Origin of the sequence: Micropruina glycogenica (genome assembly GCF_900289045.1) — a bacterium.
Taxonomy (GTDB): Bacteria; Actinomycetota; Actinomycetes; order Propionibacteriales; family Propionibacteriaceae; genus Micropruina; species Micropruina glycogenica.
In genome coordinates, this window is the sequence record NZ_LT985188.1 from 3,542,969 (window position 1) to 3,568,813 (window position 25,845).

The 25,845-nt window shown below is 69.6% G+C and carries 19 protein-coding genes; 13 read left to right on the forward strand and 6 right to left on the reverse strand.

Features of this window, described 5'->3' with window-relative positions; genetic code table 11:
* Nucleotides 1-423, forward strand: coding sequence for a hypothetical protein (locus tag MPLG2_RS16695; protein ID WP_105187122.1), 423 nt, complete (start codon nucleotides 1-3; stop codon nucleotides 421-423).
* Between the two features lie 101 nt (nucleotides 424-524).
* Here MPLG2_RS16695 and MPLG2_RS16700 read toward each other — a convergent pair whose 3' ends face one another.
* Nucleotides 525-3,638: a S8 family peptidase gene (locus MPLG2_RS16700; protein ID WP_197710004.1), complete on the reverse strand. Its 3,114-nt coding sequence runs from the start codon at nucleotides 3,636-3,638 to the stop codon at nucleotides 525-527.
* Nucleotides 3,639-3,919: 281 nt separating this feature from the next.
* On the opposite strand from MPLG2_RS16700, the gene MPLG2_RS16705 reads away from it, so the two are divergent.
* From MPLG2_RS16705 to yaaA, 5 genes are all read left to right on the forward strand, one after another.
* Nucleotides 3,920-6,715: a hypothetical protein gene (locus MPLG2_RS16705; protein WP_105187124.1), complete on the forward strand. Its 2,796-nt coding sequence runs from the start codon at nucleotides 3,920-3,922 to the stop codon at nucleotides 6,713-6,715.
* Nucleotides 6,716-6,966: 251 nt separating this feature from the next.
* Nucleotides 6,967-12,462: an ATP-binding protein gene (locus MPLG2_RS16710; protein ID WP_105187125.1), complete on the forward strand. Its 5,496-nt coding sequence runs from the start codon at nucleotides 6,967-6,969 to the stop codon at nucleotides 12,460-12,462.
* A 64-nt stretch (nucleotides 12,463-12,526) separates the two neighbouring features.
* Nucleotides 12,527-13,072 carry a CPBP family intramembrane glutamic endopeptidase gene (locus MPLG2_RS16715; RefSeq protein ID WP_105187126.1) on the forward strand — a complete coding sequence of 182 codons (546 nt, stop codon included), beginning with the start codon at nucleotides 12,527-12,529 and terminating at the stop codon, nucleotides 13,070-13,072.
* 42 nt (nucleotides 13,073-13,114) lie between these two features.
* The gene (locus MPLG2_RS16720) at nucleotides 13,115-13,630 is read left to right on the forward strand and encodes a glycine cleavage system protein R (protein WP_105187127.1); all 516 of its coding nucleotides are present in this window, start codon (nucleotides 13,115-13,117) and stop codon (nucleotides 13,628-13,630) included.
* 40 nt (nucleotides 13,631-13,670) lie between these two features.
* Nucleotides 13,671-14,480 (forward strand): peroxide stress protein YaaA, encoded by an 810-nt coding sequence (yaaA, locus tag MPLG2_RS16725; RefSeq protein WP_105187128.1) that lies wholly within the window; start codon nucleotides 13,671-13,673, stop codon nucleotides 14,478-14,480.
* Nucleotides 14,481-14,635: 155 nt separating this feature from the next.
* Here yaaA and MPLG2_RS16730 read toward each other — a convergent pair whose 3' ends face one another.
* The 3 genes from MPLG2_RS16730 to MPLG2_RS16740 all read right to left on the reverse strand — a co-directional run bounded on the left by MPLG2_RS16730 (nucleotide 14,636) and on the right by MPLG2_RS16740 (nucleotide 16,923).
* Entirely contained in the window at nucleotides 14,636-15,001 is a 366-nt protein-coding gene (locus MPLG2_RS16730) for a VOC family protein (protein ID WP_105187129.1), read from the reverse strand.
* A 37-nt stretch (nucleotides 15,002-15,038) separates the two neighbouring features.
* A complete protein-coding gene (locus MPLG2_RS16735; RefSeq protein WP_105187734.1) occupies nucleotides 15,039-15,866 on the reverse strand; it encodes a uracil-DNA glycosylase in 828 nt (275 codons plus the stop codon).
* A 193-nt stretch (nucleotides 15,867-16,059) separates the two neighbouring features.
* On the reverse strand, nucleotides 16,060-16,923 hold the full coding sequence (locus MPLG2_RS16740) for an exodeoxyribonuclease III (RefSeq protein ID WP_105187130.1): 864 nt from the start codon (nucleotides 16,921-16,923) through the stop codon (nucleotides 16,060-16,062).
* Nucleotides 16,924-17,226: 303 nt separating this feature from the next.
* On the opposite strand from MPLG2_RS16740, the gene MPLG2_RS16745 reads away from it, so the two are divergent.
* A complete protein-coding gene (locus tag MPLG2_RS16745; RefSeq protein ID WP_105187131.1) occupies nucleotides 17,227-17,712 on the forward strand; it encodes a hypothetical protein in 486 nt (161 codons plus the stop codon).
* On the opposite strand, the gene MPLG2_RS16750 is transcribed toward MPLG2_RS16745, so the two are convergent.
* The gene (locus tag MPLG2_RS16750; protein ID WP_158681298.1) at nucleotides 17,713-18,189 is read right to left on the reverse strand and encodes a SixA phosphatase family protein; all 477 of its coding nucleotides are present in this window, start codon (nucleotides 18,187-18,189) and stop codon (nucleotides 17,713-17,715) included. It lies immediately after the preceding gene.
* Between the two features lie 14 nt (nucleotides 18,190-18,203).
* Complete coding sequence (locus MPLG2_RS16755; RefSeq protein WP_269459157.1) at nucleotides 18,204-18,752, reverse strand: inorganic diphosphatase; 549 nt, start codon at nucleotides 18,750-18,752, stop codon at nucleotides 18,204-18,206.
* Nucleotides 18,753-18,873: 121 nt separating this feature from the next.
* On the opposite strand from MPLG2_RS16755, the gene dacB reads away from it, so the two are divergent.
* From dacB to ftsH, 6 genes are all read left to right on the forward strand, one after another.
* On the forward strand, nucleotides 18,874-20,262 hold the full coding sequence (gene dacB, locus MPLG2_RS16760) for a D-alanyl-D-alanine carboxypeptidase/D-alanyl-D-alanine endopeptidase (protein WP_158681299.1): 1,389 nt from the start codon (nucleotides 18,874-18,876) through the stop codon (nucleotides 20,260-20,262).
* A 386-nt stretch (nucleotides 20,263-20,648) separates the two neighbouring features.
* Nucleotides 20,649-20,858: a hypothetical protein gene (locus tag MPLG2_RS16770; RefSeq protein WP_197710005.1), complete on the forward strand. Its 210-nt coding sequence runs from the start codon at nucleotides 20,649-20,651 to the stop codon at nucleotides 20,856-20,858.
* Nucleotides 20,859-21,073: 215 nt separating this feature from the next.
* Nucleotides 21,074-22,021, forward strand: coding sequence for a zinc-dependent metalloprotease (locus tag MPLG2_RS16775; protein WP_158681300.1), 948 nt, complete (start codon nucleotides 21,074-21,076; stop codon nucleotides 22,019-22,021).
* The gene (gene tilS / locus MPLG2_RS16780; RefSeq protein WP_105187137.1) at nucleotides 22,021-22,971 is read left to right on the forward strand and encodes a tRNA lysidine(34) synthetase TilS; all 951 of its coding nucleotides are present in this window, start codon (nucleotides 22,021-22,023) and stop codon (nucleotides 22,969-22,971) included. Before MPLG2_RS16775 ends, tilS begins: the two co-directional genes overlap by 1 nt.
* A gap of 47 nt (nucleotides 22,972-23,018) precedes the next feature.
* On the forward strand, nucleotides 23,019-23,570 hold the full coding sequence (gene hpt / locus MPLG2_RS16785) for a hypoxanthine phosphoribosyltransferase (RefSeq protein WP_105187138.1): 552 nt from the start codon (nucleotides 23,019-23,021) through the stop codon (nucleotides 23,568-23,570).
* A 133-nt stretch (nucleotides 23,571-23,703) separates the two neighbouring features.
* Nucleotides 23,704-25,845: an ATP-dependent zinc metalloprotease FtsH gene (gene ftsH, locus MPLG2_RS16790; RefSeq protein WP_105187139.1), complete on the forward strand. Its 2,142-nt coding sequence runs from the start codon at nucleotides 23,704-23,706 to the stop codon at nucleotides 25,843-25,845.

Below are 25,845 nucleotides of genomic sequence, written 5' to 3' on the forward strand. Positions count from 1 at the left end.
ATGCGCCGCCTCGCCGTCATCGCCGCCCTGCTGCTGCTGAGCGCCTGCGCCACCACGACGCCGGGTGCAACGCCCACCAACCCGGCCAGCCGGTTTCAGACCACGGGCCCGTTGCCGTCGGCCAGCGTGCCGTCGGGCCCGTCGACCACCGTGTCGGACGTCCGGCTGGCCGCGATTCGCGCCGACCTGACCAAGCGCGGCGTGGCGTCCGATCAGGTGCGCGTGGTCAGTGCCCAGAGCGTCACCTTCAACGACGGCTCGCTGGGCTGCCCGGCCCCCGGCGTGCAGTACACGCAGGCCCAGGTCGAGGGCACCCGGGTGGTCGTCGAGGCCGCCGGCACCGAGTACGACTACCGGTTCGGCACCAGCGACACCCCGCACCTGTGCCAGAACGGCCCGGCGGCGACCTCGTCCACCCGCTGACCGCAGTCCCGGAGCACCGGGCTGCGACGGGCTCGGCCAGCGGAAGCAAAACCGACGCCCCCGGGAGACTTCCCGGGGGCGTCGGCGTTGCAGGGTGAGCGTCAGGGAGTCGGCAGCAGCAGCGCCTCGTCCTTGCCGGACTTGTTGTCGACGACGACCACCATCGTGCCCAGCGGAGACTGGGTGGCGATCTGGGCCGGGTCGAAGGTCAGGCTGACGGTCTTGCTGCCGTTGACGGGCACCTCGGCCCCGTCACCATTGCTGATCGCCTTGTGGTAGGCGTCGTAGGTGGCGACCTGGTCGAACTCGTCCGACAGCGACGAGTCGAGCGTGGAGTAGCTGGCACCGGAGTAGTCGAACGCACCGGTGTCTGCGGTGATCCCGAGATCGCTCGCGTAGACCGGCAACATAATCGTGCTGCTGTCGGTCGGCGCCTGGGCGAGGAAGCCGGAGGCGTAGGTGCTCTTGCTCTTGATGTCGTAGAGGAACACCTCGGTCAGGCCGTTGGGATCGTCGGCCCGGACGGCGCCCGAGTCGTAGCTGAACACGATCCAGTCCGGCGTGCCGTCGCGGTCGACGTCGATCACCACGTCGAACTCCTGCGTGGCCGCATTCGACCAGCGCGTCCAGTTGTTCACCGCGAAGACCAGCAGCTGGTCACCGTCGTCCTCGAACGACTGCACGCCGGCTGCGCGCAGGTCGAACCCGGTTCCCTTGCTGACATCCTTCGGGTCTTGCAGACCCCAGGTGTAGAAGTCGGCCAGAGCCGTCAGCGCACCCTTCGGATTGGTCAGCTTCACCTTGGCACCGCTCGGCGCCTCCGTGGTCTTGACCGCGGTGGGCGACGGCGACGTGGTGGACTTGCCGTTGACCTTCACATCGGGGTTCTGGCCATTCGGGTTCGCCACGGTGCTGACCACTGTCTGCTTGGCCGTCACCTTGGCCGAGGCACGGGGCACCAGCAGGTAGGGAACATACAGCGTGCCATTGCCGTTCGTGGCGATCTTGATGTTGCCCGAGACCTCCTTGAAGCCGAACTGGTCACTGCCGCCCAGCGAACTGCCGACGCTCGAAGCCTTGGCCTTGAGCGTGACCCACACGCTGCGGCTGCTCTTGGCCGGCACCACGACGATCTTCTTGCTGAACTTGACCGACGAGGCGACGCTCTGGCTGGTCTTGACATTGCTCAGCACGAAGATGGCGCGCTTGCTGCCCTTGTTCACCAGGGTGAGCTTCTTGACGCCGGTGAAGGTGCTGCTCGACTCGGCAAAGCCATAGCTCAGCGTGGCCTCGGAGACCTTGCCGCCCTTGACCTTGTACTCGTCGCCAATGGCGAACACGGTCGTGTCGACCACCTGCTTGGCATCGACCAGACCGCCGCCCAGGGTGAGCCGGTAACCGGCCAGGTTCTGATAGTCGGACGTGCTGACCAGGGCGCTGCTGATCTCGTTGGAGTTCCAGCTCTTGTGCGCCTGACGGGCCAGTGCGGCGACGCCGGTGACGTGCGGAGCCGCCATCGAGGTGCCCGAGAGCACCGCCGCGCCGTTGCCGGTGCCGACGCCGGCCGAGCTGATGCTCACACCGGGTGCCGAGATCGACGGCTTGAGGCCGCTGTCGCCGTTGCGGGGACCGCCCGAACTGAAGGATGCGTAGCCCTTGAAACCGGGGTTGGCCAGGGGCTTGGCCGCCAGGGTCAGTGGCTTGCCGGCCGCGGCGACAAGCGCCGGACCGTCGGTGCTGCGCACGCCCAGGAACGGAATGGTGACCGTGTACGGCGTTCCGTCGTCGGGGTTGGAGGTGATCGCACCCTCATAGGGCGGGTAGCTGGTGGCGTTGTTCACCATGACCACCGCAGCCGCACCGGCCTGCTGGCCGAAGATCGCCTTAGCCACCCGCGCGCAGGTGCCACGGTTGACGATCGCGATCTGGTTGCCGCCCGGCGTGATGCCCGCCGCGGTGAACGAGGCCACATCGCAGCCCAGCGAGTTGGTGTTCACGATCGTGAACGGCCCGGCGGGCAGCGGATCCACCCCGTTGGCGTTGATCGCGTCCATGGTCTTGCCGTCGAAGCTGAGCGTCGCCCCGGGGAAGCTGGCGGTCGAGTCGACCGCGGCCACGTTGATGACGCCCTTGGCCACGCCCGGGCTGCCGCTGATGTACGGGTTGGGGCCGCTGTTGCCGGCCGAGGCCACGACCACGACGCCGGCCGCCTGCGCGTTCTGCGCGGCGATCGAGTCGGAGTCGGCCGCGGTGCCGAACGACGAGCCCAGCGACATGTTGATGACCTGCATCTTGTTCTTGACGGCCCAGTCGATGGCCTCGGTGACCACGTCGGTGGAACCCTCGCAGCCGAACACCTTGAGCGCGTAGAGGTCGACGCTGGGTGCGACGCCGGGGCCGACCTTGAACGTGTTGCTGTAGATCGAGTTGTTGTAGGGGCCGGTGTAAGGCTTGCCGTCCGCGGTCACGCCGCTACCACCGACGGTGCCCGCCACATGGCTGCCGTGGCCGTTGCAGTCGAGCGGGTTGGCATCGGGATCGGGGGTGTAGATCGCCGGGTCGTCGCTGTTGGCGTCGTAGTCGTCACCCACGAAGTCGTAGCCACCCTTCACCCGTACGCTGAGCCCGCTCTGAACCCAGTCTGCGGGGTGGAAGTAGTTCTTGGCCTTGGCCGATTCGAAAGCGGCGGTGGTGCCCTTGCCGTTGAAGTCGGCGTGGGTGTAGTCGATGCCGGTGTCGATGATCGCCACCTTGACGCCCGTGCCCGTGTAGCCGGTGTTCTGCCACACCTTCGGCACGCCAAGGAACGGCACGCTGACCGTGTTGTCGATGGTGTGCACCGGTGCCTGGGTGACCGACTTCACCCCGTCCAGTTGCGACACTGCCCGCACCTGCGACCGCGGCAGGGTGGCCCGCATGCCGTTGTAGGCGGACTGCATCTGCGACAACACCTTGCCGCCGCGGCTCTTGATCTCGGCCTTGACCCGGTCCTGCGACTTCTTCAGCCCGGCGCGAATCTGGGTGGCTCGAGCGTCGGACAGCGAACCCGTCTCGGCCTCGACGACGGCGACGGGGTCGCCGGTCAGTTCGACCATGACGGTCACCTTGGAGTCCTTGTCGGCGTAGCCGGGGACGAATTTCGAATCGATCTTGCCCTTGGCCGGTGTGTCGTCGAAGCGATCGACCCCGGTGTCGGCGTAGGCGATGGAGGGCACCGTCAGGGCAAGTGCGCCCGTGGCGATGAGTAGTTTCCGGCGTAGCAAAATGTGCCCAGCCTTTCTGCAATGGGTGCTGGGGCGCAGGATGGGCGCCCACCGGGCTGAGGCTACGTAGCCGGTGAGCCGTGCGTCAACGGCTCGCAGGGGTGTAACCCCAGGGTTGGGCAGCGCTCCCCGTGGGCGCCGCCAAAACGTAACTCAGCCGTTATCTGGCGGACGCCTCGGGCCGGGTTCGAAACCGTGGTGCAATTGGTACTGGACCCCCTTCGAAGGAGCTCATGAACCAGCACATCGACACCCACGCCCAACGCGCCCGCCGGCTCAGTTCCGAGGTGCAACGGCTGCGCGACTGGGCCGGTGGCGATCCCGCCCGGCTGGGCGACGTCGCTGACGCACTCAACGAACTGACCGCGCACCGCCTGGCCGCGCACGCCTGGGCCGAGGCGGCGCCCACCGCGCAGGAGGCGGTGATGCTGTCGGCCAAGGTGCTCGCCCAACACGGGCCGGTCGGGCCGTACACGCCGCGCGGGGACGCCGCGCGTTCGGTGACCGCCCTGGTGCACCTCGCGGTGATCCAGTCGGCAGCCGGACTGGCCGAGGGGGCCGAGCAGACGCTGAGCGCCGCCTTCGGGCTGCGCGCCCAGTTGATTCGGCTCGATCTCGATGGCGCACTGAACCCCGCCACCATCGCGTGGGCACTGCTGGCCTGGGCGCGCGTCGCGCTGGCCGGCGGCGACATCGCTGCGGCGAACGCACGCGCCGACGCCGCGGTGTCGGTGGGGGTCGAAGGCCCGCTGGGTGTCGACGTCGATCGCCTGGTGAGCGACGTGCGGTGGGCGGCAGGCTGGCCCCAGCCGTCCGTCGAGCACGTGCTGCGGGCCGTCGAGCACTACGACGCCGAAGCGCTACCGGTGCTCAGTGATCCGGCGGGTGCGCCGCCGGCCATGCTCGAGCGGCTCAGCGAACCCTTGTTCGGTCTGTACGCCGACGCGGCCGACCGGGTGCTGGTGATCGGCGCCCCCGGCTTGGCGCTGACCCTGCGCCGCCGGCTGGTCGATCTGTTGGGCACGTTGGCCGTGCGGCGCGCCGACGTGCAGCCGCTGTTGGTGACCGCCCTGGACGACCTGGCGCACGACCTGCGCACTCTCGGCCGGACCGCCGAGGCGGGGGACCTGACGGAGTTGGCCGACTCGATCGCCGCCGAGTCGGCAGGGGCCGAGCGCCCGGCCGTGCGGGTGCGCGTTGCCTTGGGCGCGCAGTCGTCGTGGTCGTCGCTGCCGGCGGCCGAGGTGTTCGGGGTGCAGGTGGGCGCCACCGGTGAGGCCATCGGACGGCTGGCCGCCCTACGCGCACCCGCAGACGCCGTCGAGCAGCAGGTGCGGGCCGAGGCCGAGGCCGAGTTGGCAAAGCGGGCGCGCTCGGCCGCCGCGGCGCAGCAACGCGCCGAGCGCGACGCTGCGCTTCGAGCCGAGCGTGAAGAGCGCGAGGCTCGTGAGGCCGCAGAGGCGGAGCGGTTGTCGCAGCAGCAGGCGGCGCAAGCCGAAGCGGCCGAACGCTTGCAGAACCAGCGGCGCCGCGCCGAGCGCATCGCCGAGCACGAGCGCGAAGCCGAACGTGAAGCGGCCGAGCGTGAGGCCGCGCTGAGAGCGCGGGTGACCGACGAAACCGCCGCCGAGCGGGCCGAGCGTGAAGAGCTCGAACGGCTGGCTGCCGAACTGGCGGCGCTCGAGGCCGCAGAGGCCGCCGAGCTCGCCGCCATCGAGCGTGAACTGGCCGAGGACGAGGCGGTTCGCGACGCCGAACGGCAACTACGGCGTGCCGACGTGGTAGAGGCCGAGGTTCTTGGCGATGCCGAGTCAACGGTCGAGCAAGAGGCCGAACGTGAGGCGCTGGCCGAGGCCGAGAGAGTGGAACTCGAGCGTGCCCAGGCCGAGCTGGCCGCTGCAGAAGCAGAGCGTCAGCGGCTGGAGGCCGAGCGCCAGGAGGCCGAGCGGGTCGCCGCGGCCGAGGCGGAGTTCGAGCGTGACCGCGCCGAAGCCGAGCGGCAGCGTGTGGAACGTGAGCGTGCCGAGGCCGAGTGGTACGAGGGCGAGCGTCGTGAGCGTGAGCGCCTGGCCGCCGAGCAGGAGCGTTTGGAGGCCGAGCGGGCCGCCGAAGCCGAGCGGGCCGCCGAAGCCGAGCGCCAAGCCGAGGCTGAGCGGCATGCGGCTGAGCAGGCTGAGGCCGAGCGGCAGCGTGCGGAGCGTGAGCGTGCCGAGGCCGAGTGGTACGAGGGTGAGCGTCGTGAGCGTGAGCGCCTGGCCGTAGAGCAGGAGCGTTTGGAGGCCGAGCGGGCCGCCGAAGCCGAACGCCAAGCCGAGGCTGAGCGGCAGGCAGCTGAGCAGGCTGAGGCTGAGCGGCAGGCGGCTGAGCAGGCTGAGGCTGAGCGGCAGGCGGCTGAGCAGGCTGAGACCGAGCGGCAGGCGGCTGAGCAGGCTGAGACCGAGCGTTTGGCCGCTGAGAGTGCTGAGGCCGAGCGGGCCGCCGAAGCCGAACGCCAGGCTGAGGCTGAGCGGCAGGCGGCTGAGCAGGCTGAGGCTGAGCGGCAGGCGGCTGAGCAGGCTGAGGCCGAGCGTTTGGCCGCCGAGCAGGAGCGTTTGGAGGCTGAGCGGGCCGCCGAAGCCGAACGCCAGGCTGAGGCTGAGCGGCAGGCGGCTGAGCAGGCTGAGGCTGAGCGTTTGGCCGCTGAGCGGGCTGAGGCTGAGCGGGCCGCCGAAGCCGAGCGCCAAGCCGAGGCTGAGCGGCAGGCGGCTGAGCAGGCTGAGGACGAGCGTCAAGCCGCTGGGCAGGCCGTGCTCGATAAGGCTCGTGAGGGTGTCGAGCAGGCCAGCGGGCGCCGTGAGGTGCGGGCCGCCACTGAGGCACTGGTCGACGAACTGCGGGCCCGGTACGAGTCCGATCCCGACGCCTACCTGGCCGACTACCTCGACGCCCTCGACCAACTCGCCACCGCGCGCTGGCAGGCCGGCGATTGGTGGGGCTCGCGAGCACCGTCCAAAGAGGCGAAGGCCCTGCGTAAGCAGCACGGGCTCTGAACCGTTGGTCGAGCTTGCCGAGACCCGTGAGGGCGCTGACTGGCCACTTGTGAGAATCCGCCAAACCTGAGCGTTGTCACTTGGCGCATCCACACAGTCGCGCCGCAACCACGACCGGCAATCTGATGGTTCTGGCTCGGGTCGTCTCGCCATCAACGCCCAGACATGGAAGATTTCATGGGCAGGGCTGCGACCCGCACCCCCAGGTGATCACCTGGGCCACGCGGGCGCGCACGTGAGGAGGCATCCGGGTGTTCAAGCGCATCGCGATCGTCAACAGGGGCGAGGCGGCCATGCGGCTGATCCACGCCGTCCGTGACCTCAACGCCGAGCACCCCGACGCCGATCCGATCACCGTGATCGCCCTCTACACCGACGCCGAACGCACCGCCATGTTCGCCCGCGAAGCCGACGAGGCCTACCCGCTGGGCCCGGCCGCGGATCGTCCGTACCTGAACCACCAACTGCTGGCCGACGTGCTCACCGACGCGCGGGCCGACGCGGTCTGGGTCGGTTGGGGCTTCGTCGCCGAAGACGCAGGTTTCGCCGACCTGGTCGAGTCGCTGGGCATCACCTTCATCGGCCCCTCGGGCGAGGCGATGCGCAAGCTCGGCGACAAGATCGGCTCGAAGCTGATCGCCGAAGAGGTCGGGGTGCCGGTGGCGCCCTGGTCGCGCGGCGGCGTCGACACCTTGGACGACGCGCTGGCTGCGGCCGAACGCATCGGCTACCCGCTGATGCTCAAGGCCACCGCGGGCGGCGGCGGGCGCGGCATTCGCAAGGTCGAGGGTCCGGACGACCTGACTGAGGCCTACCAGCGCACCCGCGACGAGGCCGAGCGGGCCTTCGGGTCGGGTGTGGTGTTTCTCGAGAAGCTGGTCACCGGCGCGCGGCACGTCGAGGTGCAGGTGATCGCCGACGGCCAGGGCACGGCGTGGGCGCTGGGCGTGCGCGACTGCTCGGTGCAGCGGCGCAACCAGAAGATCATCGAAGAATCGGCCTCGCCCCTGCTCGACCGCGAGCAGACCGACGAACTCAAGGCCGCCGCCGAGCGGCTGGCGCTGGCCGTCGGCTACAGCGGCGCCGGAACGGTCGAGTTTCTGTACCACCCGCAAGACCGCGCCTTTGCGTTTCTGGAGGTCAACACCCGGCTGCAGGTCGAGCACCCGATCACCGAGGTCACCAACGACTTCGACCTGGTGAAGGCCCAGATTCACGTGGCGGCGGGCAACCGGCTCACCGATCGTCCGACCGAGTTTGGCCACGCCGTCGAGGCGCGGCTGAACGCCGAAGACCCCGACCGCGACTTCGCCCCCGCCCCGGGCCTGATCACCCGACTCGACCTACCCGCAGGCCCTGGCATCCGCGTCGACACCGGCGTGGCCGAGGGCGACCGCATTCCGGCCGACTTCGACTCGATGATCGCCAAGATCATCGCCTACGGCCGCAACCGCACCGAGGCGCTCGGCCGACTGCGGCGAGCGATGAACGAGACCACGGTGGTGATCGACGGCGGCGCCACGAACAAGAGCTTCGTGCTCGAGCTGCTCGACCAGCCCGAGGTGGTCGGCGCCGACGGCGTCGAGTGGGCCGACACCGGCTGGATCGACCGGGTGCGCGGAGAGGGCCGGCTGGTCAGCGACGCCCACTCGGGCGTCGCGCTGGTCGCGTCGGCGATTCAGGCCTACCTCGACGCCGAAGCCGTCGAGATCGCCCGTCTGCTCGAAACCGCACACGGCGGACGTCCGCAGGTGCAGCATTCGGTCGGACGGCCCGTCGACCTCAAGCTGCGCGGCATCACCTACCAGGTCACGGCTTTTCGCATCGGCCCCGATCGCTACCGGGTGCGCGTCGCGCAGGGCGACGCCTCGACCGTGGTCGAGGCGTCCGTGGAACGACTGGACGACTTTCACAGCCGGCTCACCGTTGGGTGCGAACGGTTCCGGCTGGTGTCGGCCACCCACGGGCCGGTCAGCCTGGTCGAGGTCAACGGCGTCACCCACCGGGTCAGCCGCGATGAGGGCGGCGTGCTGCGCTCACCGGCACCGGCTCTCGTGGTGGCCACGCCGGTCGGGGTCGGCGAGCAGGTGGCGGCGGGTGCCCCGGTGCTGGTGCTCGAATCGATGAAGATGGAAACGGTTCTGGTCGCACCGTTCGCCTGCCGGGTCAAAGAGTTGCTCGTGATGACCGGCAGTCAGGTCGAAACGATGGCCCCACTGGTGAGGCTCGAACCGGTGGCCGAGGACGACGCCCCGGCCGAGGAGACCTCGGCCGAGGCTGGGCCGGGCCTCGAACTGCCGCACTGCGACCCGGTGACCGACCCGGCCAAGCGCGCGCACCAACTGCTGGCCGACCTGTCGGCGCTGGTGATGGGTTTCGACGCCGACCCCGGATACCGGCCACTGGCGCAGTACCTGGCCGACCGTGCCGAGTTGCAGGCGGCGGGGGTCGACGTGATGGCCGACGAGATCCCGCTGATCGGCATGTTCGCCGACGTCGCCGAGCTGAGCCGCAACAGGCCGGCCGGTGAAGACGACAGCACCGAGCTGCGGGTGCACAGCGACCGCGAGCACTTCCACCGCTACCTGCAGAGCCTCGACGCCGAACGCGCCGGGCTGCCGGCCCAGTTCACCGCGCGACTGGCCAAGGTGCTGGCCCACTACTGGGTGGACGACCTCACCCGCACGCCCGCGCTCGAACAGGCCGTATTCCGCATTTTCCTGGCCCAGCAGCGGTTCAGCTCCGACCTCAACGTGATCACCGCCCTGCTGGAGCGCTGGATCACCGAGCCGGCCCCGTCGGCCGAGGTGGCCACCGTGGCCCGGGCCGAGCTCGAACGCCTGGTGCGGGCCACCCAGCGAAGGTTGCCGGTGGTGGGTGATCTGGCTCGCAGCATCAGGTTCCGCTGGTTCGACCAGCCCCAGGTCGACAGCGACCGCGACCAGGTGCTGGCCGGCGTCCGGGCCGAGGTGGCTGCGTTGGCCGCTGACCCGCAGGCGGCCGACCGCGACCAGCGCATCGAGGCGCTGGCGCAGGTGCCCGAGCAGACCGTGGGCTTCCTCGCCGAACGGCTCGAGCGCGGCATTCCCGAGCAAGAGCCGATGCTCGAGGTGCTGATCCGCAAGCAGTACACCGACTACGACCTGCACGACCTGCACGGCCGCACGGTCGACGGACGGGCCGCAGCCACCGGCGACTACCGGCTCGAAGGGCGTCCGACCCGGGTTGTCTCGACGGTCGGCCGCTTCGACGAACTGGCCGGCGACGGGCCGGTCTGTGCCGTGGTGCGCACGTTGCTCGACGAACGCACCGAAGGTGACGAGGCCGTGGTCGAGCTGTACGTGTCGTGGCCCGACGCGCCCGACATCGACCGGGCCGGCGCGATACTCGAAGCCCTGCTGGCGCAGTGGTCATTGGGCGAGCACGTCCGGCGCATCGTGGTGGCCGTCTGCGACCACCGGCGCGACCCGCACTACCTCACCTTCCGCTGGACCACCGACGGCGAGATCGCCGAAGACGCGCGCATTCGCGGCGTCCACCCCATGGTGGGGCGGCGGCTCGACCTGTGGCGGCTGCGCGAGTTCCACACCACCCGGCTGCCCGCCCCCGAGGACGTGCTGCTGTTCGACTGCGTGGCCAAGTCCAACCCGGCCGACCGGCGCCTGGTCGCGATGGCGCAGGTGCGCCAGTTGGCGCCCGTCCGTGACGAGAACGGACGGCTGGTCGGCCTGCCGCACGCCGAGCGTGCCGTCGAGAACTGCCTCGAAGCGATTCGGCGCACCCGGGCGGCCCGGGGCAGCGAGGGCAACAAGCTCGACATGAACCACGTGTGGGTGCACGTCTGGCCGGTGATCGAACTCGACCTGAAGGACGTCGCGCTGCTGCAGGCGAAGATCACCCCGCTGGGCGAGGGCGCCGGCATCGAGGAAGTGCTCGCCCACGGCCGCTTCGACCAGCCCGGAAAGGGCGTCATTCCGCTGGCGATCCGGTTTCACTACCGTCCCGGCGCCGGGGTCACCACGGCGGTCGAGCCCCCGCCCAGCGAACCGCTCAAGCCTCTGGACGACTACGCCGGCCGGGTGCTGCGCGCCCGGCGGCGCGGGCTCGTCTACCCCTATGAACTGAGCGAGGCGCTGGCAGGCCCGGGCGGCACGCTCACCGAACTCGACCTCGACGAGAACGGACGACTGGTGCCGGTCGAGCGGCAGCCCGGCCTCAACACCGCAGGCATCATCTGCGCGCTGGTCACCACCCGCACCCCCTTGTACCCCGAAGGCATCACCCGCGTGGTGCTGTCGGGCGACCCGACCCGCGGCCTGGGCGCGGTGGCCGAGCCCGAATGCCGGCGCATCATCGCCGCCCTCGACCTGGCCGAACAGATGCAGGTACCGGTTGAGTGGTTCACCCTCAGCTCGGGCGCGCGCATCTCGATGGACTCGGGCACCGAGAACATGGACTGGGTGGGTGCGGCACTGCGGCGCATCATCGAGTTCACCCAGGCCGGTGGCGAGATCAACATCGTGGTGGCCGGCATCAACGTGGGCGCGCAGCCCTACTGGAACGCCGAGGCCACCATGCTGATGCACACCAAGGGCATCTTGGTGATGACGCCCGATTCGGCGATGGTGCTCACGGGCAAGCAGTCGCTCGACTTCTCCGGCGGCGTGTCGGCCGAAGACAACTTCGGCATCGGAGGCTACGACCGGGTGATGGGCCCCAACGGGCAGGCGCAGTACTGGGCGCCCGACCTGCCCCGCGCGTTCCGCATTCTGATGGGCCACTACCTGCAGACCTACGTGGTGCCGGGCGAATCCGGCCCGCGGCGTGCGCCCAGCGTCGATCCGGTCGACCGCGACATCTCGTCGCACCCGCACGGCGGCGAGTTCGCCACCGTGGGCGACATCTTCACCGCCAACCCCGACCGCAAGAAGCCGTTCGACATTCGCACGGTGATGGACGCGGTGGCCGACGCCGACGGCCCGCGGCTGGAACGCTGGGCCGGCATGGCCGACGCCGAGACGGCCGTGGTGATGGAAACCCGCATCGGCGGCTACCCGGTGTGCCTGGTTGGCATCGAATCGAAACCCGTGGCCAGGGCCGGTTTTCCGCCCACCGACGGGCCCGACACCTACACCGCGGGCACGCTGTTCCCGCAGTCGAGCAAAAAGGTGGCGCGGGCCATCAACGCGGCCTCGGGCAACCGGCCGCTGGTGGTGCTGGCCAACCTGTCGGGCTTCGACGGCTCACCCGAATCGATGCGCAAGCTGCAACTCGAATACGGCGCCGAGATCGGCCGGGCGGTGGTCAACTTCGACGGCCCGATCGTCTTCGTGGTGATCTCGCGCTACCACGGCGGCGCGTTCGTGGTGTTCAGCAAGACCTTGAACGAAAACATGACGGTGCTGGCGCTGCAGGGTTCGTTCGCCTCGGTGATCGGCGGCGCACCGGCAGCGGCCGTGGTGTTCGCCGGCGAGGTGGGTAAGCGAACGGGGGCTGACCCCAGGGTGGCCGACCTGGACGCCCGGCTGCGCTCGGCCGGGCCCGCGGAGCGGCCGGGGCTGCAGGCCGAGTTGGCCGAGGTGCGAGCAGCGGCGCGCGCCGAGAAGATCAGTGAGGTGGCGGCCGAGTTCGACGGGGTGCACAACATTCACCGCGCCGTCGCCGTCGGTTCGGTCGACAAGGTGATCAGCCCGGCCGCACTGCGCCCTGAGATCGTCGCGGCCATCGAGGCGTACCGGGCCCGCTAACCCGGCATGTTCGCAGGCGGGCTGGAGTGACTGCTCGTCACTGTGGCGTCGATAGGTTGCTGGCATGCTCGAGTTCGTTCTGTACTGCGTGCCCGCTCTCGTCTACGTGATCGTGCAGGCGCGCAGGCAGGACGTCACCGTCCGGCTCGCCCGGCAGCGACTCGGGGTCGCCTGGGGCTCGGCCGTCGACTACGGCTGGGCGGCGGTGTTGCTGGTTCCGCTGGTTCTGGCCGGGTGGCTGGCGATCGTCCTGATCCCCACCGCAGTACTCGACACCCCGGGTGTGTCGGTCGCGCGGCTGACGTCGATCAGCGTCGGCATCGGCATCGTGTTGCGTGCGTTCGGCGAGGAGTTGTTCTTCCGTGGTCTGCTCGGCGGGGTGTTCATGCGCCGTCTTGGCTTCGCGTGGGGCAATCTGCTGCAGGCGACCACGTTTCTCGTCCCGCACCTGCCGCTGCTTCTGATCGGTGTGCGCACCTGGCCGATCCTTCCTGTGCAGTTCGCGGCGGGATGGCTGCTTGGCTGGCTTCGCAACCGGGCCGGCAGCTTCGTACCCGCCGCCACCGTCCACGCGATCAGCAACCTCGCTGCAGGGCTGATCGTCGGGTAGCCCGTGGCGCGGCGCGGGGGCGTCGTCCACTACGATCCGGGCATGGCCACGCTTGTGCTCACCGTCATCGGCGACGACCGCGCCGGACTCGTCAACGCGCTCGCCGACGCGGTCAGCGCCCACGGCGGCAACTGGGAACGAAGCCAACTGGCCGAACTCGCCGGCAAGTTCGCGGGCATCGTGCTGGTCAGTGTGCCCGACGAGCGAGCGGACGAACTGAGTGCGGCCCTGCAGCCGCTCGCCGGCCTGCTCGAGGTGTCGGTGCACCCGGGCGCCAGCACAGACGCGGCGCCGGCCGACACCCAGGTGCAGGTCGACCTGATCGGCAACGACCACCCGGGCATCGTGCGCGACGTGTCAGGGGTGCTGGCCCGGCACGGCGTCAGCATCGACCGGTTGATCACCGAGACCCGCGAAGCCCCGATGGCGGGTGGCCTGTTGTTCGAGGCGCACCTCACCGCAGGCGTGCCGGTGGGTCAGGACCTCGGGGCCCTGCAGGCCGATCTCGAACGGCTGGCCACCGAGTTGGTGGTCGACATCACGGTGGCCGCCGGCTGACCGCGAGCGTTCGAGCGGCGTTGTTGGCTACCGTTGCACGGTGCTGATTCTGCTGTCGCCCGCGAAGTCGCTGGACTTCGAATCGCCCCTTGCCACCCGCAAGCACACTGAGCCGCGGTTGCTGGACGAATCGGAGCGGCTGATCGAGGTGATGCGCGACAAGCCCGCCTCTGAGCTGGCCGGCCTGATGCACATCTCCGACGAACTCGCCGCGCTCAACGCCCAGCGCTACCTCGACTTCGACCCACCGTTCACCACTCGCAATGCTCGGGCGGCGATCCTGGCTTTCGCGGGCGACGTCTATCAAGGTCTCGCGGTGCGGCAGCTCTGGGACGCGCGCGACTTCACCGAGGCGCAGAAGACGGTGCGCATTCTCTCGGGCCTGTACGGGGTGCTGAGGCCGCTGGACCTGATGCAGCCGTACCGGCTCGAGATGGGCCTGCCCGTGGCGACCGATCGCGGCAGCAACCTGTACCAGTTCTGGGGTGATCGCATCACGCGACTGCTGCAGGCCGACCTGAACGAGGCGCCCGGCACCAAGGCGTTGATCAACCTGGCCTCGGACGAATACGCCCGCTCGGTTCACTTCGCCGACTTCGAGAACCCGGTGATCGCCCCCCGGTTCGAAGACACCAACGCCGCCGGTGCGCGCCAGGTGGTGTCGTTCTTCGCCAAGCGCGCCCGTGGTGCGATGGCCGGCTGGCTGGTGCGCGAGCGGGTGCGTACGCCACGTGCGCTGAAGAAGTTCGCTGAGGGCGGCTACCGCTACGACCCGGCCACCTCGACGACGCAGCAACCGGTGTTCGTGCGCCGATACCAGGATCGTCCTGCCATGGCGCCGGGTCGCTGAGTTCTCCAGACGAGATCCCGGCGTTCGCCGGCATGACCGTGGTGGCCTGTGGCCAGGAATCGTTGACCTTCTGTTGGGCGAGCTTGTCGAGACCTCGTCTGGCTACGGGTTTCGACACAGCTCAACCAGCGACCCGCGCGTTGATCAGCGCTTCCTCAGTGGTGCACGACCGCCTCGACGTTGTTGCCGTCGGGGTCGCGCACGAAGGCCGCGTAGTAGCCGTCGTGGTATTCGGGCCACTCGCGGGGCGCGTGCAGAATCGGCGCACCCAACTGGGTGGCGGCCTCGAAGAACGCTTCGACCGCGGCCCGGTTCTGCGCCGTGAACGCGATGTGCGCTTCGCGGTTCGATGCGCCTTGTGCGGACGCGCTGATCCAGAAGTCGGGGTGGCCGTCGGTGCCGTAGCCGATGGCCTCGCCGAAGTCCATCTGACGGGTGAAGCCCATTACCCCCAGCACCGCATCGTAGAAACGTGCGGTGGCAGCCAGGTCTGTCACGTTGATGCCGTAGTGATCGATCATGAACCCAGTCTGTCGGCCGGCACCGACAGTTTCGGTGTCACAGCCGGGCCATCACGTCGTCGAGCATCGCCTCGGTGAGCTTGCCGGTGAACGTGTTCTGCTGGCTCACGTGGTAGCTGCCGATCAGGCGGATCGTCGCGCTGTCGGCACCGAGGTCGGCCTCTGCGCCGTGACCGAATCGCGGTTTCGGCCGCGGAACCGTCCAACCCAACCGGCGCGCCGCTGCCAGCGTGGCGTCCCAGGCTATCGATCCCAGCGCCATGATCGACCGCAGTCCGCCGACGGTCAGTTCCAGTTCGCGGTCGAGCCAGGGCGCGCAGGCGCTGCGTTCGGCGGGGGTCGGCTTGTTGTCCGGCGGCGCGCAGTGCACGGCCGGCACGATGCGCACGCCGGTCAGCGCCAGCCCGTCGCCGGCATGGGTCGAGGTGGGTTGGTTGGCGTAGCCGGCGCGGTACAGAGCGGCGAACAGCCAGTCACCCGACCGGTCGCCGGTGAACACCCGACCGGTTCGGTTGGCGCCGTGCGCGGCCGGTGCCAGCCCCACGATCAGCACCCGCGGGTGCTCGTCGCCGAACGAGGGTGCCGCGCGCCCCCAGTACGGCTGGTCGGCGAACGACGCACGGCGCTCGGTGGCCACCTGCTCGCGCCACGCCACCAGCCGGGGGCAGGCCCGGCAGACCGAAACCCGGGCGTCCAGGGTCGGCAGATCGGGCGATGATGTCGCCAGGGCGTGCACGTCTTCCGAGTTCGCGGCCGCCGGAGTCGCCGTCGTGGCCGGGTCGCCCGGCCAGCCCGTGCCGGGTGTCACCGGAGACGAGAAGGGCAGTCTGGTCAGCGGGTGCGCGTCCATCCGACCGTTCCGCATCGCCACCCCCCGCCCGCACTGTAGTAGCCGCCACTTTGTGGTTGAAAAGAAAGCCGCCGCGTTCCCCGGTTCAGGCATCCGCCGACTTGTGGTTGGAATAGATACCCGCCCGAGGTATCTATTTCAACCATAAAGTGGCGGGTGCACGCCGTAGAGCCGCTGCTGGCCGCCATTTCAACCACAACGTGGCGGCCTACTTCGACTGCGGCAGCTTCTTGCTGCCCCGCCGGTAGCCGCCGGCAGACGGGGGCGGCACCATCGGGCCGATGTCGCCGTCGGGCGCCTCGTCCAGATCGACCATCACCGGGGCGTGGTCGCTGGGGCCTGTGCCCTTGCGCGCCTGGCGGTCGACCCACGCCGCCCGCACCCGGCCCGCTGTCACCGCGTCGGCCAGCACCAGGTCGATGCGCATGCCGAGGTTCTGGTGAAACATGCCGGCCCGGTAGTCCCAGTAGCTGAACACCCGCTCGTCGGGCCACCGTTCGCGCACCACGTCGTGCAGGCCCAGGTCGGTCAGGCTCTTCAGGGCTGCCCGCTCGGGCACCGTCACGTGGGTGTGCCCCTGGTAGGCGACCGGATCGAACACGTCGGCATCGGTGGGTGCGATGTTCGCGTCACCGCACAGCGCGACCCGTTCGGGCCCACCGGCCACGCTGGCACGCAGCGCCTCGAGCCATGCCAGCTTGTAGCGGTAGTGATCCGAGTCGGGTACTCGGCCGTTGGGCACGTACAGGCTGTGCACGCGCAGGCCGGCGCAGGTGGCACTGATCGCCCGAGCCTCGGCGTCGGGAAACCCGGGCATGTCGGCGAACCCGCGCTGCACGTCGTCCAGCCCAACCTTCGACAGCAGCGCCACGCCGTTCCACTGGCCCTGGCCGTTGCTGGCGAACGCGTACCCGCGCTCGGTGAGGGCCTCGCCCAGCAGGTCGGCGAACGCGTCGTCGGTGAGTTTGGTCTCTTGCAGGCACACCACATCGGGGCGGCGCTCGTCGAGCCAGGGCAACAACCGCGGCACCCGCTGCTTGACCGAGTTCACGTTCCAGGTCGCCAACCGCATCCGTCGAGGCTACTCGTACCGGGTGGACCCTTTCGGGGGCGTTTCACGGGCTGTGCCAGAATCGAGCGTGCAACTAGTCCAGCCGCCGATCGGAACCCCATGCGCCAGTGCGAGGCCTGCGGCCAACCGTTCGCGGAACCCGCAACTCACTGCACGCGCTGCGGGCACCCGCTGGCGGTAGCGGCGGGTGCCGGTCACCTCAGTCGGGTTTCGATAGCGGGCAATCCGGGGCCGGTCTCGTACGAGTTCGGGGGCCGGGCGCGGCCAACGGCTCCCGTCACGCCGGTCACGCCTGCCTCGGCCGTGAGCCCCGACGAGCCGTCGTCGCCGGGCAGCCCCGACTACGATCCAGACGCCACCACGCGCTTCGCCCCCATCTACGCCAGCCACAGCAAGGCCAAGAACAACGCCGCCCTGGTGATGCTCGCCGTCGCCCTGATCGCCTCCGTGGCCAGCCTGGCCTGGCTGATCGGGCAGACCGTGGCCATCGGTCCGTCCGCGCCCAGGGCCACCGCCGCGTCCTCGCCCACGTCCAGCAAGCTGAGCACCGCGCTGCCGCGCAACACCACGGTGTGCTCGCCCGAGGTGGTGCGCAGCGACACCACCAACTGCACGCTCGCTCGCCGGGTGCTGGCGGCTGTTCGCACGCTGGGCACCGACGTGCCGCCCACCTTTCGGGTGACCGTCACCGACCCGCAGACCAACAAGAACGTCACCTTGGTGTGCTCGGTCAAGGGCTGGATCGAATGCAAGACCGGCGACGTGACGGTCTTCGTGCGACCGCAGTGATCAGCTGGGCTCCGCCTGGATTCGCGCGCTGGTCAGGGTGGCCGTGCGCAGCTTCGCCCACGATCCGTGCACAGTGAGACCGGCCACGGTGGCCGGCGGGTAACGGTACGCGATGACCGAGCGGGCGGACGGCTCAGACGACGCGTCGGCCAGCAGGTGCGCCAGCGCCGGAATGCCCGGCGCATGGCCGATCACCAGCACTGCGTTGTAGCCCTCGGGCACCATGAGCACCTGACGCAGAATCTGCTGTGCACCGGCGTTGTAGATCTCGTCGCGTGACCAGACCGGCACCCCGAGGCCGAGTGCCTCCGCGGTCTGCAGCGTGCGGGTCGCCGACGAGCTGAGTATCAGGTCGATGCCCGCCGGGCGCAGGTACGCACCCACCGATCGTGCCTGCTGCACGCCGCGAGAACTCAATCGGCGCAGATGATCGCCGTCGGGCCCGGGCGATTGCCATTGGGCCTCGGCGTGCCGCATCAAGTGCAGGGTTCTCACTCGGTGCGGGTGAATTCGTTCTCGAAGTCTGTGCCGCTGGCGCGCTTCCAGCTCTCGTAGATCTCTTTCTCGGCCTCGGTACGGCCCACCCACACGGCGCCCTCGACCGACTTGCCCGGCTCGAGGTCTTTGTACACGGCGAAGAAATGCTCGATCTCGAGCAGGGTGAGCTGCGGCAGGTCCTTGAGTTCGGTCAGGTAGTCCTGCCGCTGATCGGCGACCGGAATGCACAGCACCTTGTCGTCGCCGCCCATCTCGTCGGTCATGCGAAACATGCCGATGGCGCGGCACTCGATCAGCGCGCCGGGAAAGGTCGCCTCGGGTACCAGCACCATGGCGTCGAGCGGATCGCCGTCCTGGCCCAGGGTGCCTTCGATGAAGCCGTAGTCGTTCGGGTACTGAGTCGAGGTGAACAGGGTGCGGTCGAGCCTGATACGACCGGTGTGGTGGTCCATCTCGTACTTGTTCTTGGTGCCCTTGGGAATCTCGATCGTGACGTCGAAGTGCAGACTCGGCTGGATCTTGGGGCGGCTGTAGTCGGCCACGGGCATTCCCTTTCGATGGCTGTCATGATGGCGGCGATGCCACAGTTGAGACTATCGCCAACCGAGCCGGGGGCAACATGGCCGACCGCCGTACGGCCGGTGCCTCGAAAGGGTGATTGACGTGGCCGCCTCGTCATGGGCCCGTGCCGGCGCCCGCGTGGTGCGCAACCTGGTGTTGGGTCTGCTGGCGCTGGTCGTCGTCGCCGCCGGCGTTCTGCTGATGGTGCCGCAGTGGCGTGCGGCCGTGCTGCCGTCCGGCACCGTCACCCACACCGCCTCGGCTCCGCCGGGTTGGCAGGCGCCCCAGACCGCGTCCCCGCCCGCCCTGCCCCTGGACGGACTCGACCCGGCCCCCGCCCCTGCGGCAAAGGCGCTGCTGGCGCGCATTCCGACCCTCGACAAGGCGGCGGCGGGTACGCCCGGGCTGGTGGTGATCGACCCGGTGACGGGCAAGACGTTGATCTCGCGCGCCGGCCGGGCGCTGATTCCGGCCTCGACGATGAAACTGCTCACCTGCCTCGTGGCGCTGGAAACGCTCGGTAACGACCGCACGTTCACCACGTCGGTGGTCAGCCCGAAGAGCGGGGTGATCGTGCTGCGCGGCGGTGGTGACCCGCTGCTGCACGATGCCCGAACCACCGGACGCGCCTCGCTGCAGCAACTCGCCGCCGACACCGCCGCCGCGCTGCGCAAGACCGGGGTGACGAAGGTGACCCTCGGCTACGACGCCACCCTGTTCGAGGCTGCCGCCTGGCACCGGCACTGGACCGACAACTACCGCTACTCGGTGGCCCCGATCAGTGCCCTGATGGTCGACTCGGGCTTCCACCCCACCACCGGACTGGCCGAGAAAGACCCGGCCGCCACCGCCGCCAAGCGGTTCGCCACCCGCTTGGCCAAGGCGGGCATCACGGTGACGAGCACCAAGCGAGCGACCGCGGCGGCCGACGACCCGGTGCTGACCTCCATGCAGAGCCCACCGGTGGAGCAACTGATCGAGCACACCCTGCGCTACAGCGACAACGTGGCGGCCGAAACCCTGGCGCGCCAGGTGGGTCTGGCCACCGACCGCGGCGGCAGCTTCGCCGACGCCGAGGCTGCGGTTCGGGCCATGCTGAAGTCTCTCGACCTTTGGACGTCGGGCATGGTGATCGACGACAACAGCGGCCTCAGCCGCGAGAACCGGGTGTCGCCCGCAGCGCTGGCCAAGGCCATGAAGCTCGTGGTGAACGAGCCGAGGTTCGGCTCGCTGCTGCTGGGTCTGCCGGTCGGGGGCGTGTCGGGCACCCTGTACGACCGGTTCGACGACAAGGCCGAACGTGCCGGACGAGGGGTCGTGCGGGCCAAGACCGGCAGCCTGCGCGACGTGAGCACGCTGGCCGGCTATTTGATCACCGCCGACGGCGCGCCGCTGGTGTTCGCGATCATGGCCAACCAGGTGGTGCGTCCGTTCGCGACGCGCGACTGGATCGACCGCACAACCGCCGCGTGGGCGGCCTGCGGCTGTTAGGGCGTCTCGCAGAACCCTGACCACGCTGCGGCGCATCCGTAACGACCGCTCGCTGCGTTGTCATCCTCGGCGAAAGGGCCCACTAGCGACTCGTCTTCCGCCTTGCGATCGGCCGCTCCGGGCACGTCCTCGCTCAAGACGTGCTTGAACACCCGCCCGAACGGGTTCACACCGGCCACAGACGGCCGGAACGACCCCGTTGTCGCACCCCAGGGTTCTGACCTGCATGCCGCACAGACGGCCTTGGTGGTGGCCCGCCCGCCGCTCACTACAACACCGACCCCTAAGAAGCGCCTGTTCAGCAGGGTCTTAGCCGGCGAACTGCTGGGCGGTCTTGCGTCGCCAACTCGCTGACACCAGGGTGCAGGCATGCACTCCAACGATCTGTGGAACGCCGAAACCGCTGCCGGCTACGACACTCCAGGCAAGGGGCCTTCGCCGCCGACGTGATCGACCCGGCCGAACTCGACCTGATGGCGCAACTGGCGAGGTTCGTCCGCCAGTCGCGGTGGGCAGATTTCACCGGCGCCGCCTTCACCGCAGAGTCGCCCTCGCACGTCACGGTCTACCGGCTGCCCGCCGAGCCGACCACCTAGCGACGTGTCGCCCAAGTCCCTTGCCGCTTCGAGGTGCCTGAGCCGCGACGGTCGTGCTCGTCGGATCGACCGCCACGATGGTGGTGAAGCCGACCACGGCGTCGCCACTCCTCGGTCGATGGACGACCCGGTACACCTCTGTGGTCGGCCTTGCGATGCACGCCCTCAGCCACCGCCGGACAGCCAGTCACGGGAGCGACACTAGACTGCGCCGCATGAGCGCGGTGCCCTGCGTCGACTGGGGGGTCAGCACACAAGTGGGCGGTTTTCTGGTGCCGCCCGGCGTCGAGGTCGGGCGCGAGCAGGCCGCCGAGGCGGTCGCCGACCTGCGCGCCGCCGCCGCGCGTGCGGTCGAAGCGGTTGCCGAGGCGTCGGCACTGCCGGTCACGCGGGCCAACGAGGTGCTCGTGGTCGACCGGGTGGCCTGGGTACGGGCCGCAGTTGTGATGTCGCAGACCATGCTGGCGGCCACCGGGCAGCAACCGCCCGCGACCCTGGGCGACAAGGTCGCCGCCCGGCTGGCCGGCGCACAGCTCGGGGCGGCGCTCGCCTTCGTGGCCACCCGCATTCTCGGCCAGTTCGACCCCTACTCACCGCCCGGACGGCTGCTGCTGGTGGCCCCCAACATCGTTGCCGCCGAGCGGGCGATGGCCCTCGAACCGCACGGCTTTCGGCAGTGGGTGTGCCTGCACGAGCAGACCCACCGGGCACAGTTCGACGCCGCACCCTGGCTGCCGGACCACCTGTTGGGCCTGATGCGGCGCATGTTCACCGACGACGAGCCGCACGTCGGCCTGCTGTCGGCCGGCCAGGGCGCCACCTTCGACAGCATCACGGCGGTGATGTCACTGCTCGAGGGGCACGCGGACGTGATGATGGACCGCGCCGCTCCCGGCCTGGTGCCGCAGGTCGACCTGCTGCGCCGCTCGATGGAGGCCAGGCGTGACGCACCCGGCCTGGTGCACCTGATCTTTCGGGTGCTCGGGCTGACCGCGAAACGCGAGCAGTACCGCGACGGCGCACGGTTCTGCCGCGCCGTGCTCGACGCGGCCGGCGTGGACGCGCTCAACCTGGCCTTCGCAGCACCCGACCTGCTGCCCGACCCGGCCGAACTGCACGACCCGGATCGCTGGCTGCGGCGCGTGCCGGCGCGGGTGGGCTGATGGCGCGTCGAGCCCTCGGCCCGGCCACGTTGGCCGTGGTGCAGGCGGTCGAGGCCGCCCACGAGGGCGAGCCGGTGCTGGTGGCCTGTTCGGGCGGCGCCGACTCGCTGGCACTGGCTGTTGCCGTCACGGTGCTGGCGTCGCGCACCGGGTGCGCGGCTCGCGCGGTCGTGGTCGACCACGGCCTGCAACCCGGCTCGGCAGAGCACAGCGAGCGGGTGGCCGAGCAGGTGCGCGAGCTGGGGCTGCCGGCTGAGGTGGCGACGGTCACCGTGACGGCCGGCGGTCAAGGCCCCGAGGCCGCGGCCCGCGACGCCCGCTACGACGCCCTGGCCGCCGCGTTCGGGGCGGGGGAGCGCTGCTACCTCGGCCACACCCTCGACGATCAGGCCGAAACCGTGCTCTTGGGCCTGGCTCGCGGCTCGGGGCTGCGGTCGATCGCCGGTATGCCCGCGGTTCGCGACCGCTTCGTCCGGCCACTGCTGGGACTGCGCCGCAGCGTCACCCGGCAAGCCTGCCGAGAGCAGGGCGTCAGCTGGTGGGACGATCCGCACAACGACGACGACCGTTTCGCTCGGGTACGGGTGCGGCAGAGCGTGCTGCCGGTGCTCGAGGCCGAACTGGGCCCCGGGGTCGCCGAGGGGTTGGCCCGCACCGCCGACCTCGCCCGCTACGACGCCGACGCCCTCGACGCGCTCACTCCGACCGGGGCCCCACCCGACTGCACCGTACTGGCCGGGCTGGCGCCGGCCGTCCGGCACCGGGTGTTGCGCGCGTGGCTGCTCGCGCAGGGTGCGCACGAGGTGAACCAGCGGCACGTGCTGGCTGTGGCGGCGCTGGTCACCGACTGGCACGGGCAGCGCTGGGTCGAGGTGCCCGGGCTGCGGGTGCTGCGTCGAGCGGGGGTGTTGGTCGTCGAGCCGCACCGGCCGGCGGTGGCCGACCGGTGAACAGAACGCCGTGAACGTACTCGGCCGAGTTTCGGTAAGGTTCGGCTGTGGACGCCAGCGACATTCAGTCCGACCTTTCCGACGTGCTGTACACCGCCGACCAGATACAGAATCGGCTGAACGAGCTGGCTGCCGAGATCGAGGCCGATTACGCGGGCCGCGACCTGCTGCTGGTCGGGGTGCTGAACGGCGCGATCATGGTGATGGCCGACCTGTCGCGCAGCCTCAAGAGACATTGCGAGATGGACTGGATGGCGATCTCGTCGTACGGCTCGGGTACGCAGAGCTCGGGCGTTGTACGCATTCTCAAAGACCTCAACACCGACTTGTCAGGCAGGCACGTGCTGGTGGTCGAAGACATCGTCGACACCGGCCTCACGCTCGCCTACCTGATTCAGAACCTCAAGTCGCGCAACCCGGCCTCGATCGGGGTGATGGCGATGTTTCGCAAACCCGAGGCGCTGCGCAGCCCCGTCGAGGTGAAGTACATCGGTTACGACCTGCCCAACGAGTTCGTCGTGGGGTACGGCCTCGACTACGCCGGTCGGTACCGCAACCTGCGCGACCTGGGCACGCTGGCGCCTCACGTCTATTCCTGAGCGCTCGGTCAGGTGGGTGGGTGCTCGCCCGGCCCCAGTCATCTGTGAGCGAACCTGGGACGTGCGGTAACCGCGTCGCACCCGTCTATTCTTGGGGGTCGGGCGGCGTCGCCGCGCACATCAAAGGTGGGTAATGAAGGCTCAACGACTGTTCCGTGGACCGATTCTGTGGATCATTCTCGCGTTTCTCGGCATCGCGCTGCTGATCGACTACATCAACGGCGCCAACGGGTTTCAGCAGAAGCCGACCTCTGAGGTGGTCGCCCTGATCAACAGCGACACCCCGCTCAAAGAGGTGGTGCTGGTCGAGGGGGAGCAGGCCATCAGGGTCGAGCAGAAGGACGCCGCAGCCCCCAAGATTCAGGCCAAGTGGATCGGCGACCAGAGCCAGGCGATCATCAGCCGGCTCAACCAGCGGATCGCCGGCGGCACCCTCGACAGTTGGCGCGGTGAGGTGCCGCAGCAGGGCATCTGGACCACGCTGCTGTTCACGATCCTGCCGTTCGTGGTGATCGGGTTGATCTTCTTCTTCCTGATGAACCAGATGCAGGGCGGCGGCAACCGGGTGATGGGCTTCGGCAAATCGAAGGCGAAGCTGGCCACCAAAGACACCCCGCGCACCACGTTCTCTGACGTCGCCGGTTGCGAAGAGGCCATCGAAGAGCTGCAAGAGATTCGCGAGTTTCTCTCCGAGCCGGCCAAGTTCCAGGCCGTCGGGGCCAAGATTCCCAAGGGCGTGCTGCTGTACGGCCCGCCCGGCACCGGCAAGACGCTGCTGGCCCGCGCGGTCGCGGGCGAGGCGGGCGTGCCGTTCTTCTCGATCTCGGGTTCGGACTTCGTCGAGATGTTCGTCGGCGTCGGTGCGTCCCGCGTGCGCGACCTGTTCGAGCAGGCCAAAGAGGCCGCGCCGGCCATCGTCTTCATCGACGAGATCGACGCGGTCGGACGCCACCGCGGCGCCGGCATGGGCGGCGGCCACGACGAGCGCGAGCAGACCCTGAACCAGTTGCTGGTCGAAATGGACGGCTTCGACGTGCGCGGCGGCGTGGTGCTGATCGCGGCCACCAACCGTCCGGACGTGCTCGACCCGGCTCTGCTGCGGCCCGGCCGGTTCGACCGGCAGATTCCGGTCGAGGCACCCGACATGAAGGGCCGGCTGCAGATCCTGCGCGTCCATGCCGCCAACAAGCCGATGGCACCCGACGCCAACCTCGAAGCAGTCGCCAAGCGCACCCCGGGATTCACCGGCGCCGACCTGGCCAACGTGCTCAACGAGGCCGCCCTGCTGTGCGCTCGGCAGAACCAGCGCTACATCACCAAAGAGCACCTCGACGAGGCGATCGACCGCGTGATCGCCGGCCCGCAGAAGCGCAGCCGGCTGATGAATCAGCGCGAGCTGCTGATCACCGCCTACCACGAGGGCGGGCACGCCCTGGTGGCGGCCGCGATGCCGGGCACCGACCCGGTACAGAAGGTGACGATTCTGCCGCGCGGCCGGGCACTCGGCTACACGATGGTGATGCCTGATGACGACAAGTACTCCAAGACCCGCGGCGAACTGCTCGACCAGCTCGCCTACATGCTGGGCGGACGGGCGGCCGAAGAGCTGGTCTTTCACGACCCGACCACGGGTGCGGCCAACGACATCGAGAAGGCCACCAACGTGGCGCGCAGCATGGTCACCAAGTACGGCATGACCGAACGGCTGGGCGCGGTGAAGCTGGGCAGCGACTCCGACGAGCCGTTCCTGGGCATGCAGGCCGGCATGGGCAGCGGCCACCGTGACTACTCCGACGCCATCGCTGCGGCGATCGATGAAGAGGTTGCCAACCTGATCAACACCGCGCATCAAGAAGCGTTCGACTGCCTGGTCACCAACCGCGAGGTGCTCGATGAGTTGGTGCGCCAGTTGTTCGAGAAGGAGACGCTCGACAAAGAGCAGGTGGCCAAGATCTTCGAGGCCCTGCAGCGGCACCCCAAGCGGCCGGCCTGGACGGGGTCTGACACCCGCGTGCCGTCCGATCTGCCGCCGGTCGACCCGCCGCCGCCCGCGCCCAAGCCCGAGCCGACCTACGGCCCGCCGCTGATCGGCCCGAACGGCAAGCTGCAGGTGCCGGTGCCCACCGGGCCCGGCGTCGGCGGCCCGATGCCGCCGCACGATCTGGGCCCGTCCGGCCCGCAGCCGCAGCCGCCCGCGGGGCCGCCTTACGGGCCGTCCGGGTCGCAGCCGTGGCAGACGCCGTACGACCAGGGCCGTCCGCCGCAGGAGCGCTGA

Excerpts from the sequence above, each read along its gene's own strand:
- MPLG2_RS16715 (WP_105187126.1), top strand. The coding sequence starts at position 12,527 with ATGCTCGAGTTCGTTCTGTACTGCGTGCCCGCTCTCGTCTACGTGATC.
- MPLG2_RS16720 (WP_105187127.1), top strand. The coding sequence starts at position 13,115 with ATGGCCACGCTTGTGCTCACCGTCATCGGCGACGACCGCGCCGGACTC.
- MPLG2_RS16695 (WP_105187122.1), top strand. The coding sequence starts at position 1 with ATGCGCCGCCTCGCCGTCATCGCCGCCCTGCTGCTGCTGAGCGCCTGC.
- MPLG2_RS16735 (WP_105187734.1), bottom strand. The coding sequence starts at position 15,866 with ATGCGGAACGGTCGGATGGACGCGCACCCGCTGACCAGACTGCCCTTC.
- ftsH (WP_105187139.1), top strand. The coding sequence starts at position 23,704 with ATGAAGGCTCAACGACTGTTCCGTGGACCGATTCTGTGGATCATTCTC.
- tilS (WP_105187137.1), top strand. The coding sequence starts at position 22,021 with ATGGCGCGTCGAGCCCTCGGCCCGGCCACGTTGGCCGTGGTGCAGGCG.
- MPLG2_RS16740 (WP_105187130.1), bottom strand. The coding sequence starts at position 16,923 with ATGCGGTTGGCGACCTGGAACGTGAACTCGGTCAAGCAGCGGGTGCCG.
- MPLG2_RS16750 (WP_158681298.1), bottom strand. The coding sequence starts at position 18,189 with ATGCGGCACGCCGAGGCCCAATGGCAATCGCCCGGGCCCGACGGCGAT.
- MPLG2_RS16775 (WP_158681300.1), top strand. The coding sequence starts at position 21,074 with ATGAGCGCGGTGCCCTGCGTCGACTGGGGGGTCAGCACACAAGTGGGC.
- MPLG2_RS16705 (WP_105187124.1), top strand. The coding sequence starts at position 3,920 with ATGAACCAGCACATCGACACCCACGCCCAACGCGCCCGCCGGCTCAGT.
- MPLG2_RS16730 (WP_105187129.1), bottom strand. The coding sequence starts at position 15,001 with ATGATCGATCACTACGGCATCAACGTGACAGACCTGGCTGCCACCGCA.